Here is a 14,629-nt window from a genome sequence, read left to right as displayed (position 1 = left end):
CGGTGTTAAATCTGGAGCATTCACTTCTGTTGGTGGTGATACCAATGTTGTATTTAAATCAGTCGCTGTTACAGAAACTGGTTCACCATTTTTTTGTGGAACATCCAATTTAATTTCAAAATTACCATTGGAATCAGTTATCCCTGTTCCAATATCTTTACCATTTGCATCTTTGATATCAATTTTTTGACCTGATTCAGCTTTACCTGTAACAGTCGTACCACCATCGACAACTTCAACATCAGTGGGTGACTTTGGTAAAATAACCACTGGAGCTTTCACCACTGCAGGCTCAGATATCAAGTCACTCAAGTCCATCGCTGTAACTTCGATCTCTTGACCATTTGTTAAAGCAGGTTTTATAGTTACTGAATACGTCCCATCCTTATCTGCAATTGCTGTAGCAATGATACGGCCTGAGGCTGAATCAACAATTTTAATTCGGGCATCAGGTTCACTCACCCCTGAAATATTACTACCAGCGGCATTAAACACAACAGACGGTGGTTCTGGTGGTGTAATATCTGGAGCAGTAGCTCCCACTGGCAATGAAGAATTTCCGCTCCCATCTGTTAATGTTGCAAATAATTTTTCACCATTTAGCTGTGGTTTTGTTAAATTAAATGAATAGCGGCCAAGGCTATTATATAAACCACTACCGACAATCTCGCCTTTCTGATTGGTAATTGTAACTGTACCTGTAAAGCCAATCTCCCCTAGTCCAGACACGTTAAGACCATTTAGACCTACGTTGAAAGTAGGTGAAGGAAGAATGCCTGCAGCGACTGCGTTCAAATTTGTAATATCTTGATTAGACATATTTTTTATACCTTAAGCAAAGTTGCATGAATTTTTATAGATGTTGCAATATTTTTTGCATTTCTGTGATTTGGTAGGCATTTTTAACATTTTTATTTAAATTGATCAATTTTTTTTCAACCCCCTCCGAAATTTCCGATCAATAACATTTTCACGTATCACATCAATATTCATAACAATTTGTTTTTCTAAATCTTTTAATAATTTATAAAAATATCTGACAGTTTATCGGAATATATAAATTTAACTTTTGCTTTACATTTCTGAACAATAAACAAGAATCTGATCATTTAATCCAATTTAAGCTATACTTTTGATATATATCACTAACACTAAAGAACGATCGAAGAATGAATAAACTCACCTGCTTTAAAGCCTACGATATTCGTGGAAAGCTCGGGACAGAGCTGAATGAAGATATTGCCTATAAAATAGGTCGGGCTTATGGTCAGATCTATCAACCCAAAAAAATTGTAGTCGGATGTGATGTTCGTCTAACCAGTGAAGCTTTAAAACAAGCCACGATTCGGGGCTTAAATGACGCGGGTGTAAATGTTCTTGACCTAGGTATGACGGGTACGGAAGAAGTTTATTTCGGTGCATTTCATTTAGATGTACAAGGTGGTATTGAAATCACTGCCAGCCATAATCCAATGGATTACAATGGACTTAAGCTTGTACGTGAAAATGCTCGTCCCATTGGTGCGGATTCTGGTTTAAAAGAGATTCAGACTTTGGCTGAATCTGAACAATTCATTGAAGTAAATCAAAAAGGCTCAACAGAAAAATATAATATTCTTCCTGAATTTATTCAGCATTTGATGGGATATATTAATCCTTCTTCAATTCGTCCATTAAAACTCGTGATGAATGCTGGCAATGGTGCAGCAGGTCATGTCGTTGATGCAATTGAAGCTCAATTTAAGCAGCTCAATATTCCAGTTGAATTCATTAAAATTCATAATGATGCTGATGGTACATTTCCAAATGGTATTCCCAATCCAATTTTAATTGAGAATCGTGCAAGTACCTCAAATGCTGTACTTGAGCATCAAGCAGATATGGGTATTGCATGGGATGGTGATTTTGACCGTTGCTTCTTATTTGATGAGAAAGGGCAATTCATTGAAGGTTATTATATTGTCGGTTTACTAGCACAGGCTTTCTTATTGAAACAAGCTGGGGAAAAGATTGTTCATGATCCGCGCTTAGTTTGGAATACGCTTGATATCATTGAAAAATATCAAGGTATTGCAGTTCAATCACAATCTGGTCATTCATTTATTAAAGATAAAATGCGTGAACAAAATGCAGTATATGGTGGTGAAATGAGTGCTCATCATTATTTCCGTGATTTTGCCTATTGTGATAGTGGTATGATTCCATGGCTATTGGCGATAGCCGTATTATCTGAAACTAAACAATCTCTTTCCTCTTTAGTTGAAGGGATGATTGCTAAATTTCCATGTAGTGGTGAAATTAACTTTAAAGTTGAAGATACTCAAAAGACCATTCAGAAAATTTTTGACAATTATGTAGATCAACAACCTACGATTGATCGTACCGATGGTGTAAGCCTTGATTTCGGTGCATGGCGTTTAAATATTCGCGCCTCGAATACAGAGCCGTTGCTCCGTTTGAATATTGAAAGCCGTACAGACAAAAATCCAAAACCGATGCAAGATTATGTAAATGAATTGACCCAATTGATTCAAGGTTAATCTTCTGTCGACTAAAAGAAAAAGGAGCCCTTATGGACTCCTTTTTTCAATCTGAATAAAACTGCCTTTATATCAATCAGTTTTTATAGCCTGTTGGATTCTGCTTCTGCCAGTTCCAGCTATCAGCAAGCATGTCTTCCAATTGATATTTTGGCGTCCAATTTAATTCTGAAACAGCACGAGCATTATCGGCAAATGAAATCGCAACATCACCCTCACGACGTGGTGCAAATTTAAATGCAACAGGAACACCATTTACTTTTTCAAAGGCATTTTTCACTTCTAAAACAGATGAACCATTACCTGTTCCAATATTCCAAGCACGGCAACCTGTTGCAAATAAGCGATTATTCAATGCACATAAATGTGCATTCGCTAAATCAACCACATGAATATAATCACGTACACCTGTACCATCTACAGTGTCGTAATCATTACCATAAATAGAAAGCTCTTCACGGCGACCCACTGCAACTTGCGTGACAAATGGCATTAAATTATTTGGAATTCCTTGAGGATCTTCACCAATTCGACCACTTTTATGTGCACCAACAGGATTAAAATAGCGCAACAAAGCAATTGACCAACGCTCATCAGAAATCGATAATTTTTCTAATAATTGCTCTACAATCAATTTAGTATAACCATAATTATTGCTTGGCATACCTGTTGGCATTGTCTCATTTAAAGGTGAAACATTAGCTTCATCGTAAACTGTTGCTGAAGAACTAAAAACCAGTTTCAAAACATTTGCTCGAGCCATCGCTTGAACAAGGTTAATTGAACCCGCAATATTATTATCAAAATAAGTAAGTGGAATTTGCTGGCTTTCACCTACCGCCTTTAAACCTGCAAAATGAATCACTGCATCAATCTTATACAGACTAAAGAGTTGATCCAATGCTTTAGCATCACGAATATCACCCTCAATAAACGTTAGGGTCTTATTAGCTAACACCTGAACTCGCTTGAGCGATTCTTCTGAACTATTAGACAAATTATCTAGTACAACAACATCATGCCCTGCCGTCAATAATTCGACACAAGTATGTGAACCAATATAACCTGCACCACCTGTTACTAAAATATTTGCCATTTTTTAAATCTCTTCCTGATTCAAGAGGACTTTAATCAACCCCTGAGTTGATGCATCTAAATGTTCAAAATTATGTGCTGTACCATTTAAAATAGGTAACAACTGGTTGGCAATTTCTTTGCCTTTTTCTACGCCCCATTGATCAAATGGGTTGATATTCCAAATCACTGACTGTACAAACACTTTATGTTCATAACTCGCAATTAACATACCCAAGCTATAAGGATTCAGTTCTTTGAGCAAAATTGTCGTACTTGGTTGATTGCCAGTATATTGTTTATACATGGGTAATGATTCAATTTCTTGCTGATTTAAAGCTTTGTTACCAAATGCCAATAATCTTGACTGTGCCAAACAATTCGACAACGCTAAATGATGCTGTTCAATCAATGCTTCTGCATTTTCTGCATAAGTAAATTGGTTGGCTTTGTAACGATGTACAGGAGCAATAAAATCACAATGTACCGAATGTGTCCCTTGATGCAATAGTTGATAAAAGGCATGCTGCGCATTTGGCCCTACTTCACCCCATAAAATCGGGCAAGTATCCATATCGACAGACTGTCCATTGCGTTGAATGGATTTGCCATTTGACTCCATTTCTAACTGCTGTAAATACGCCGCAAAATATTTTAAACGACCATCATAAGGTAATACCGCATGTGTCTGAATATTTAGAAAGTTATTATTCCACACCCCTAACATTCCCATTAAAACAGGAATATTTTGCTCAAATGGCTCGTTCTGAAAATGCTCATCTATCGCATAAGCACCTGCAAGAAATTGTTTAAAGCCTTCTACACCAATAGTTAATGCTATCGGGAAACCAATACATGACCATAAAGAATAGCGCCCCCCCACCCAGTCCCAAAGTAAAAACTGGTTATCAGGATGAATCCCCCATTCGGTCATCTTTTCAGGTTTAGTTGAAACACCAATAAAGTGACTTTTAACAACACCCGTATCTTGCCCCAGTGCTTTTTCAAGCCATTGACGAACCGTATGTGCATTAGAAAGCGTATCAATGGTGCCAAAAGATTTAGATGAAATAATAAATAAAGTCGTTTCTGGACGCAGTTGATGTAACAATTCTGATAGCTGACTACCATCAATGGTCGAAACAAAATGTACATCTAAAGATTGCGTTGTGTGAACCTTAAAATCTTGTAATGCATGACTGACCATCAATGGCCCAAGATCAGAACCACCGACACCAATATTCACGACATCACGAATGACTTCCCCCGTATAACCACGGTACTGTCCAGCATGAATTTTTTCAACGACTTGATACATCCGATCAAGTTGTTGATGAACATCATGATTAATCTCAGTTTGCACATGTTTAGGCACACGCAAAGCCCAATGCATGGCTGCACGTTGCTCTGTATAGTTAATCTGTTCATCTGAAAATAATCGATGAATCCATGACTTTAATTGCTTTGATATCGCAAATTGTAATAAAACATCCATCACAGGTTGCTGTAGACGTTGCTTACTATAATCAAAAACCAATTGTTCAAATTGCGTAGACAATTGCTCAAAACGCAAATTATCTTGATCAAAGAGATCATTTAAATGTAGTTCTGAAAATTGTTCAGATAATAGTTTTAACTGTAAAAAGGTCGGATCTTTTATCTGATTTGAATCACTCATGAACGCCCAACCCCTTGATAAGTAAAACCTTGAGCTTTCACAAAAGCTGGATCATAAACATTACGCCCATCAAGCAACAGTAAATGCTTCATTTGAGATTTTAATTTTTGAAAATCAGGACTTAAATATTGTTTCCAAGCTGTCATCAAACATAATGCATCGGCCTGAGCAGTCGCCTGATATTGATCTTCAAATAAGATTAAATCTGAACGATCACCATAGTGCTGATGAATTTCAGGTAAGGCTTGAGGATCATGTAAATGTACGATTGCCCCTTGCGCCCACAAGGCTTCAAGCAAAGCATGGATGGGTGCATTATGAATACTTGAGGTATTTTCTTTAAATGAAGCACCCCAAATCGCAATTTTTTTATGTTTTAAATTAGTTTGAAAATGATTCCATAATTTTCGGAATAATACTTCTTTTTGTCGTTCATTATTTTGCCAAACTTGTTCAAGCAATTGACTTCGTACACCAATATCTGAAACTGTATTGGATAAAGTTAAAATATCATGTGAAAAATTTTCACCACCAAAGCCTGCACCTGCCGACAAATAGGCCGAACCAATTCGACTATCTGCGGCTAGACCTTGTTGTACATTAAAAATATCAATACCAAGCTTTTCTGATACCAATGCAAGATCATTCATATATCCAATACGCATTGCCAACATGCCAGAAATACTCAATTTTGTAAATTCCGCATCAAGAATCGGCATAAATAAATACTGATGTTGGAATTGAAAAAATGGACGGAGCAACTCTTGCATCATTGACTTCACATCATCATGATCCACACCCACAATGACTTGTTTTGCATAGGTAAAACTACCAAGCGCATTCCCTTCCTGAATAACATCAGGTAAATAAGCCCAGTTTTCGGTATTTAATTTTTGTTTGAGTGCTTCAGTACCGTGCAAACCAAAAGTTGACCCATTGATGAATAAACCCTTTGGTTCAACTGTAATCTTATGAATACGATCCAATAAGGCTAATGTACGATCTTGCTCAGTTGCGGCATAACTAAAAACATACACATCATTGTCTACAGGTAATTCATCAAAAGAGCCTAGATGTAAAAACCCTGATATAACTTGTTGTTGAATCAACCGATTCACATCTTCATTTTGATAATGAACTTGATCCTTACGACCAAGTTCATTTGAACACCAAAATACTTGATGCCCATGTTCTGCGAACAATCCCGCAAGTACACCCGCTTGCAGGGTCGCTCCAAAAACATTAATTTTCATGCAACACCTAAAATTTTATTATAATTTTAACGCTTGAATAAGCTGTTTAAATTCATCACCCAATTTTGGATGTTCAATGCCATAATGCAAGACTGCTTTCAAATAACCAATTTTACTACCACAGTCAAAGGTCTGACCTTTCATGCGGTAAGCTTCAACATTTTCAATTTTTTGTAACGCTGCAATTGCGTCTGTAAGTTGAATTTCGTTTCCCGCACCTTTAGGCGTATTTTCTAATAACTGCATAATTTTTGCAGGTAAAACATAACGACCCACCACAGATAAATTCGATGGTGCTGTGCCTACAGCGGGCTTTTCAACAATACCTTGCATGATTGAACTCTCACCTTCAGCAGGTGCTTGAGTAACATCAACAATTCCATACTGATCAACTAAATCATCAGGCACAGCTTCAACCATAATTTGTGCTGCTGAGGTTAAACTAAAGCGTTGAATCATCAAGTTTAAATCATTATCAGCATCAGTATTCTTAACCAATACATCGGGTAAAAGTACAGCAAAATCCTCATCGCCAATAATATCTTTAGCGCAAAGCACAGCATGACCTAAACCCAAAGGCTGAGGCTGGCGTACACTGATCACAGACACATTTGGTGGTAAAATTTCAGTAATTTCTTTGAGTAAATCAAACTTTTTCTTATTTTCAAGAGTCGTTTCAAGTTCAAAATTACGATCAAAATAATTTTCAATGGATGCTTTTGAAGAATGTGTGACAAGTACAATTTGCTCTATACCTGCTGCTACAGCTTCCTTAACAACATACTCAATTGCAGGTCGATCGACAACGGTGACCATTTCTTTTGGAATAGATTTACTTGCTGGTAAAAAACGAGTACCCAAACCTGCAACTGGAAGAATAGCTTTTTTGATCATTAACTTATACTGACTCAAATAAATAAAAAATTATGATTTAACTTCATCATTTGTTTTTTGTGATTCATTGCCTTGAAACAATGAAGGACCAACATGACCAGGAGCATTAATGCCCTCTTTATTAGTCATAACGGAAACTGTTTTAAACATAATTTTAAAATCAACGAATATATTATGATGATCGACATACCATACATCACATTTGAAGCGCTCTTCATAATCAAGATCGTTACGACCACTGATTTGTGCAAGTCCTGTCATACCTGGACGAACTTCAAGGCGTCGAGCTTGCTCAGGCGAGTAAAGTTCAACAAATTCTTTCAACATTGGACGCGGACCAACTACACTCATATCGCCTTTAAGTACATTGATGAGTTGTGGCATTTCATCCAAACTTGTTGAACGAAGTTTTTGACCAAATGGTGTAATTCGCTGTTCATCGGGTAATGGATTGCCTTGGCTGTCATTCGCATCTTTCATCGAGCGAAACTTCATCATTTTAAAAAGTTTTCCATTTTTACCAGGTCGTTCTTGGTAAAAGAAAATTGGAGAACCCAAATTTTTACGAACTTTGAAAGCAACCAATATAAAAACAGGGGAAAGTAACAACAACGCTATTGATGCTATGATGATATCAAGTAATCTTTTCATTTGACTGTTTTAAACCCATTATTTCAAATAATTTTTTATTTGCCTTATCAGCATCGAAGTGCTCTGTGGCCATTTTATGACTTTCAAACCCCATCAAGCCGACTTGTTCTGGATGTTCTATAAAATAACACATTTTTTCTGCCAATGCTTCAGGATTCCAGCAGGGAACTAAAAAGCCGTTCACACCATCAACAACAGTTTCACGGCAACCAGGTACATCCGTAGTTATTATTGCTCGCCCAATAGCCATTGCTTCTTGAGTGCTACGTGGTACACCTTCCCTATATGATGGCAGAACAAACACACTACTGTCAGCTATCCAATTTTGTACATTTGTAACATAACCTGGATATTCAAATAATTTCTCTTGGATTAACTGATTTAAGGTATCTTGGTTTAAAGCCCCCATATTTTGATGATCAATAGCACCTAAAATTGTAAAATGTGCTTGTGGATAATTTTTCTTTACAATACGCATTGCTTCGATAAGTTCAAAAACTCCTTTTTCTTTAAGCAACCGACCTATAAATAAAAATTTTATAGGATCTGATGACGCTATTGAAAAAGGATATTGATCTAAATGCAACCCAATTCCACCCAAAATATGTACTTCAGGAACATTTAAACCATATGTATGCATCAAATCTTGTTGATCATCTTTATTAAGAAAAATCATTTTATCTAAACAAGGAAATGCAATTTTATAGAGCATAACCTGCACACTTTTGACTAATTTGGTTTTATTGCTTTGCCCTTCTGGTTGATTGGTAAATGTGTAACCCAACCCTTCTAGCATACCAATAACACTTGGAACACCTGCTGCCTTAGCTGCTAAACTTCCATAGATCACAGGTTTTGCAAAATATGAAAATACTATATCTGGTTTAAGTTCTTTTAAAATACGCTTTAACTGTAAATAAGAAGCAATATCTGCAAAAGGATTAAGACCACCTCTATTTAAGTTATACGTAATTGGCTCAGCACCTAATGCTTTGATTTTATCAATACATTGCTCTGTATACTCAGATGTAAGGGCATATACATAATGTCCTTCCAACACTAATTTTTTAATTAAGTCTGCACGGAATCCATAAAAACTCGCACCTGTAGTACCAATTAACGCAATCTTTTTTTTATGACTCATATATTTCGATCCATTGCCCTACTATGTTGTCCAATGCAAGGGTATTTTTTACGTATTGCAATGCACCAATACAATTATTGTCTTTTTCACTAGAATCCAATTGCAATACTTGTTCGATAGCTTCGGCAAGTAATTTAGAATCACTTTTGGGAACTAATGTGCCAAATCCCCCCATGACTTCTTTAACTCCACCACAATCAGTAGCAACAACATACGTTTCGCATGCCATAGCCTCTGCGACAACTAAACCAAAACCCTCAAATGAAGATGATAAGATAAATATATCTGCAGCTGACATCAATTGTGGAATATCATTTCTTCTACCAAGTAAATGCACTTGATTCTTTAGCTCTTTATCTATAATTAATTGTTCTAATTCCAGTTTTAAATCACCATCTCCTACCACATACAGATGTAGATGCTTATATTCAATATTATTTTTCAATAATATTTCAATAGCATTAAATAAATTCGGATAATCTTTAGCTTCATGTAACCGTCCAACAGCCAATAACATTACATCACTATCTAATAAACCTAGAGATAAACGCATTTCATGATCAGTTTGCTCTGGGCTATGAAAACGATTTAAGTTTATTCCATTATAAACGGTTGTTATTCCATTTTTAGGAACAGCGCCCAAAGCTTCAAAACTTTGAGATGCCGACTGACTAACATTGGTTGTCAAATCAGATAAATGGTGCGTTAATCGGTAAGCGAACATCCGCCCCTTTCCACCTTCATTATTACTATGTGCGGTACAAATTAACTTTGGAACTGGAAAAAATATTCGTGAGATACGTGCAAAAATATTTGCATGTACCATATGTGCATGTACGACATCAGGCTGAAATTTTTGTAAGAGTTCCTTATATTTCTTATAAACACTTTTTGAATTTTTTACAGACTCTAACCCCAAATATACTAACTCAATTTCTCTATTTTCAGGACGTACAACAACCTCGCCCTTTAAATAAGCTATTTTGACTTGGTAACCACGTTGAAACATTTGGTCTGCCAAATCAGCAACAACTTTTTCAGCACCGCCACCGCCAAGACCAGTAATTAAATATAGAATTTTCATTAATCAAATCCAGTGCATAATTAATATTGATTGTTGAATAAAACTAATCATTAATAATAAAATTGCTAATAAACGATTTTTTAAACTTAACTGAGATACGGCAATAATAACTAAAACTAAAACAGCTGTTAAAAACCTATAAGGGTAACCACCTGTAAAAAATGGACTTATCACAACTAATGAAATAAAAACAATGCTTGTTGCGATTTCAAAACCAATCACTTTCTTTTTATAAACATCTATTAAAAAAATTATCAGTAAAGTTAACCAATACACTGAAGACAAATAAGAGGAATTCCATTCATTACTCGAATAAATTTCAGACCTCCGATTATCACCGATTGCTCCTAGAACAACTGAAATCAATGGCCCAGTTAAAAAAGCAAGTATGAAACCTAATAAAACTAAGAGCAATAATTTAATATTTATTTCACTAATTTTATTTAACAAAACATTAATACAATAAAAAACTGATATAAATAATAGCATTGAGGTATGCATTAACAAGCAACTCAAAACTAAAATAGAAAAAATAAGCATATTATTTTTAAAAAAATAATATGCATAAAAAAATAATGCTATTGCTAAAGCAAGTCGAAGCTGACTAAAATTGAATAAAATCAATAATGGATGTATCAAAAAAACACAATAAAAAATATTAGTTTTAAATATTAAAATACGAGCTAAAATAAAATAAATTAAAAAAGGTATGAAAGTAAAAAAAATAAATTTCGATGATAAGCCCATTGCACTTAAAAATGTTACTAGAAACCCCCAAACCCATTCATTTTTCACATATGAAATAATGTTTGAAAAACCATACTTTAATGATTCATCATACATACCTAAATCAAGTAAATTCACATATGTAAATGCATCTATATCCTTATAAGCAGGATAGTTGCTTAACCATGGAATACTAACTATTATTATTGCCAATGGAAAAGCCAATAACGAGTAAAATTTTTTCCTATTAATAATTAAATTAATCACTCAACATATCCTGCCATCGTTTAGTAATAGTTTCTATTTTAAATCTTTTGCTATTCCTAAATGCTGATTTAACAAAATTTTGATACCTATCTTCAGAAGATATTATTTTCAATATTGCAGAAGAAAAATTTGATACCTGACCTTGTTTACATAAATAACCATTTTCATCATTTAATAATATTTCAGCTGGACCTGTATCGCAATCAAAAGCCACAACCGGTAACCCATAGCTTTGTGCTTCTAGTAAAACCATTGGGAACCCTTCGTTTCTAGAAGTTAAACAATATATGGAAGCCTTTTTATAAAATGAATCAACATCTTTTTGTTGACCCGAAAATATCACTCGCGTTTCAATAGCTAAGTTTTGTGCCAACTGCTTTAAATTAGCATCTTCTTGCCCACCACCGACTATATTTAGTATCCATCTCTCATCTACCTCTTTACAGACCAATGCCCAAGCCTCTAGTAACAGGTCAAATCCTTTAATATAGTCTAAACGACCCACTGCCAATACTGTTCTACTCTCTAATGTCGGCTGATGGTCTAAATTTTCAAAAAGGCTCGGATTTGCAATAACAAATATTTTATTATTAATTTTTGGATATTTTTCAATCCAGAAACTTTTATCACGCTCGGTTAGCGTTACTATTTTTGTGCACCATTTTCCCGCCATCCAACGACCTAAATCTCGAAAACGTGTTCCTAAATTAACTTTAAAATTAAAGTGTTCCCAACAAATGTGGTTTATTTTTAAACCTAAACAAGCAGGCACTGTAAATACACAACTAATACTATCAACCACAACAAGCGTTTCGATCTGATGTTCTATTAAATATTTTCTAATTTTTGCAATTACAACCAATAAATGACGACGCATAGAAACATTTGTAGTGAATAAACTACTGTTTATAATATTCTCATGTTGCTCAAAAAAAGGATTACCCACCCCACTCAACGACAATATATGGACTTGTTTATTTTTTTTTGCAAACTCATTTGCAATAATTGTTGTAACTCGCTCTGTCCCACCAGAATGACTAATATTTCCGATTAAAAAGCAGATACTTTTCATTATGATTTACCTAATAAACGGAGAAAAACGATAAAGTATATTCCAAACCTGAAAAATAACTTATTACCTCTTTTATGAACGATATCAACGCTCACTAATTTTTTATTTTTCAATATTTGATTATAAGTAGCTTTAGCTCCTGAAAAACCTAAATTTTGATATACAAATGAAATGTAACCTTGCAACATCGATACAAAAGATGGGGAGTATATTTTTTGATCATTCAATTTCTGTATATAATGATTCAAAGCAAACTCATAACTTCTTATTTTTTTTTCAATATTTGTGTTTGACACATTTAGCAAACTGCCTTCATTGTTAATTCGGTAAAAATATAGAACATCATTTAAAAAATATATATCTTTAGCACGCAGAAACACTTCTGGAATAAGCACGGCATCTTCAAAATAAACACCTATTGGAAATTCCAAGCTATCAAACAAAACTCGTTTATAAACATTTAACCAAGGAAACCAAGCACTTTGATTAAAGATATCAATCATTAGATCTCTAGAAGTTTCATACACTCCTTGTTGTTTAGCCAAACCAACATTAAAACTAACCATTTCTGATGTATTATCTAAAAATCTTGCGCTTTTAAATTGAATAATATCGACTTCACTCAATAAAGGAACTAACTTATTAAAATACTCTTTTGATAAAACATCATCTGAGTCGATAAAAGATATATATTCTCCAGTTGCTTTTTTGAGTGCGACATTCCTTGCTACACTTTGTCCTTGGTTCTCTTGATCAATAAAAACAAACTGGTTTAAATACTGACTATAATTTTCATTAATATATTCTTTTGCAATAATCATTGAACGATCTGGTGTTCCATCATTTACCAAAATAACTTCCACCCCCTCAACAAGCTGACAGCATATGCTTTCTAAACACTCTACAATGTAGTTTTCCACTTTATATATGGGAATAATCACACTTAGTTTAATCATTGAAAGTATTCTTCCTGTAAGTTGACAAAAGGAATATTCGTTTTTGTGTATCGAAAACTATTCCATTCTTATAAAAATAATTAAATACGGTATAAGACATAATTTCTGTAATTAAAATTGCAGTAATTGCTCCTTTCAGCCCCCATAAATAAACAAATAGGGCAGTTAGAACAATATTAAATGCAACAAGGTATAATGTTTTCTTCTTTAAATAATCATACGCATTAAATTTTAGTAGATATTTTTCTGCAACAGTCGATAAACCTGAAAATAGTGTAACAAGGACTGTAAACAGCAAAATATCATTAACACTCGCGTATTCTGTACCATACAACCACTGGACAATATAGACACCACTAACAGCAAAAAACACCATCACAACTAGACATATACCAACAATGACCACACTTAATTTTGCGACCATATTTTGACTTTGTTCAAAATTTTTTTCTGTATAAATCTGGGTAAAATACGAAGAAATAATTGCAACTAAAACAAAATAAAAACTATTCCCTAAAGTCATTGCGACTGTATATATTCCAAGATCATATTGCGACTTAACCCCTAAAAATAGCTGAGAGGTTTTAGTAAAAATTGCAACAGATAAAGAATAAAACACCAGTTTACGACCAACTCCAATCATAAATTTACGATATCGATCAATTTTTTCTTGCGTCACTCCCCCTTGCGCTAGTCTAACTTTACTAAACAAATATTTACGTATGAAAAAAGGCACCATCGTAATTAATATGATTGGCACACTCAAAAGTTCTACAGCAAGTTGAAATTTCGCAATACAGTAACGGACAATCAAAGAAAGTACTAATGCAAAAATATTACAATAGGCATTGATTTTAGACTGAAGAATTGCATTAAAATAAATAATGTAAACATCATGGACTGCAAAATATATTGCAATACTCGTCGCTACCGAAAAAACAAAAGTAAGCTGATCTGCAAATAAATATATATAGACTAATGTTAATAAAGATAAACTTACATAAACAAGATCACGAATAATTTTCGTTGAATCAATAATATATTCGCCTAACCTTCTATCTTTTGCTGTTTTTTGAAAAATAATGTTTTCAGAGCCTAACATCGCTATGGTTTGAATAATTGCAAAAATTGAACTTGCAAATGTTAGCTTTCCAAAATTCTCTGGTCCTATATATTTTGCAACAAAAGAGGTTACAAATATTAGACCAAAAATAGATATTAACTTTTCAGACATCATCCAAATAGAGTTGGTAAAAACTTTATTTTTTAATTTTTTAACCAAGCTCATTG

13 protein-coding genes are annotated in these 14,629 nt (G+C 34.3%); 1 reads left to right on the top strand and 12 read right to left on the bottom strand.

Features of this window, described 5'->3' with window-relative positions; genetic code table 11:
- Positions 1 to 819, bottom strand: an 819-nt coding sequence (locus tag FW754_RS14280; protein WP_446325015.1) for an Ig-like domain-containing protein, incomplete at its 3' end; no start/stop codon positions are given.
- Positions 820 to 1,169: 350 nt separating this feature from the next.
- Here FW754_RS14280 and FW754_RS14275 point away from each other — a divergent pair.
- Positions 1,170 to 2,540 carry a phosphomannomutase CpsG gene (locus FW754_RS14275; protein ID WP_446325014.1) on the top strand — a complete coding sequence of 457 codons (1,371 nt, stop codon included), beginning with the start codon at positions 1,170 to 1,172 and terminating at the stop codon, positions 2,538 to 2,540.
- Positions 2,541 to 2,616: 76 nt separating this feature from the next.
- On the opposite strand, the gene galE is transcribed toward FW754_RS14275, so the two are convergent.
- Genes galE through FW754_RS14220 form a run of 11 tightly spaced genes read right to left on the bottom strand, consistent with a single transcriptional unit; the run spans position 2,617 to position 14,627 of the window.
- Complete coding sequence (gene galE / locus FW754_RS14270; RefSeq protein WP_446325013.1) at positions 2,617 to 3,636, bottom strand: UDP-glucose 4-epimerase GalE; 1,020 nt, start codon at positions 3,634 to 3,636, stop codon at positions 2,617 to 2,619.
- Between the two features lie 3 nt (positions 3,637 to 3,639).
- Positions 3,640 to 5,292: a glucose-6-phosphate isomerase gene (pgi, locus tag FW754_RS14265; RefSeq protein ID WP_446325012.1), complete on the bottom strand. Its 1,653-nt coding sequence runs from the start codon at positions 5,290 to 5,292 to the stop codon at positions 3,640 to 3,642.
- Entirely contained in the window at positions 5,289 to 6,545 is a 1,257-nt protein-coding gene (locus tag FW754_RS14260) for a UDP binding domain-containing protein (protein WP_446325011.1), read from the bottom strand. Before FW754_RS14260 ends, pgi begins: the two co-directional genes overlap by 4 nt.
- An 18-nt stretch (positions 6,546 to 6,563) precedes the next feature.
- Positions 6,564 to 7,439: a UTP--glucose-1-phosphate uridylyltransferase GalU gene (gene galU / locus FW754_RS14255; RefSeq protein WP_446325010.1), complete on the bottom strand. Its 876-nt coding sequence runs from the start codon at positions 7,437 to 7,439 to the stop codon at positions 6,564 to 6,566.
- A 30-nt stretch (positions 7,440 to 7,469) separates the two neighbouring features.
- On the bottom strand, positions 7,470 to 8,090 hold the full coding sequence (locus tag FW754_RS14250) for a sugar transferase (RefSeq protein ID WP_409512221.1): 621 nt from the start codon (positions 8,088 to 8,090) through the stop codon (positions 7,470 to 7,472).
- Positions 8,074 to 9,234: a glycosyltransferase family 4 protein gene (locus tag FW754_RS14245; protein WP_419348470.1), complete on the bottom strand. Its 1,161-nt coding sequence runs from the start codon at positions 9,232 to 9,234 to the stop codon at positions 8,074 to 8,076. Before FW754_RS14245 ends, FW754_RS14250 begins: the two co-directional genes overlap by 17 nt.
- A complete protein-coding gene (locus FW754_RS14240) occupies positions 9,224 to 10,318 on the bottom strand; it encodes a glycosyltransferase (RefSeq protein WP_446325009.1) in 1,095 nt (364 codons plus the stop codon). The genes FW754_RS14245 and FW754_RS14240 overlap by 11 nt, the downstream gene beginning before the upstream one ends.
- A gap of 3 nt (positions 10,319 to 10,321) precedes the next feature.
- Positions 10,322 to 11,311, bottom strand: a complete 990-nt coding sequence (locus FW754_RS14235) for an EpsG family protein (RefSeq protein WP_446325008.1) — start codon at positions 11,309 to 11,311, stop codon at positions 10,322 to 10,324.
- On the bottom strand, positions 11,304 to 12,383 hold the full coding sequence (locus FW754_RS14230) for a glycosyltransferase family 4 protein (protein ID WP_446325007.1): 1,080 nt from the start codon (positions 12,381 to 12,383) through the stop codon (positions 11,304 to 11,306). The genes FW754_RS14235 and FW754_RS14230 overlap by 8 nt, the downstream gene beginning before the upstream one ends.
- A complete protein-coding gene (locus FW754_RS14225; RefSeq protein ID WP_446325006.1) occupies positions 12,383 to 13,339 on the bottom strand; it encodes a glycosyltransferase in 957 nt (318 codons plus the stop codon). Before FW754_RS14225 ends, FW754_RS14230 begins: the two co-directional genes overlap by 1 nt.
- The gene (locus FW754_RS14220; protein ID WP_446325005.1) at positions 13,332 to 14,627 is read right to left on the bottom strand and encodes a polysaccharide biosynthesis protein; all 1,296 of its coding nucleotides are present in this window, start codon (positions 14,625 to 14,627) and stop codon (positions 13,332 to 13,334) included. The genes FW754_RS14225 and FW754_RS14220 overlap by 8 nt, the downstream gene beginning before the upstream one ends.
- Positions 14,628 to 14,629 lie beyond the last annotated feature (2 nt).

This window comes from Acinetobacter sp. 1207_04 (assembly GCF_052850415.1).
This window is presented reverse-complemented; position numbering and strand designations above follow the sequence as displayed.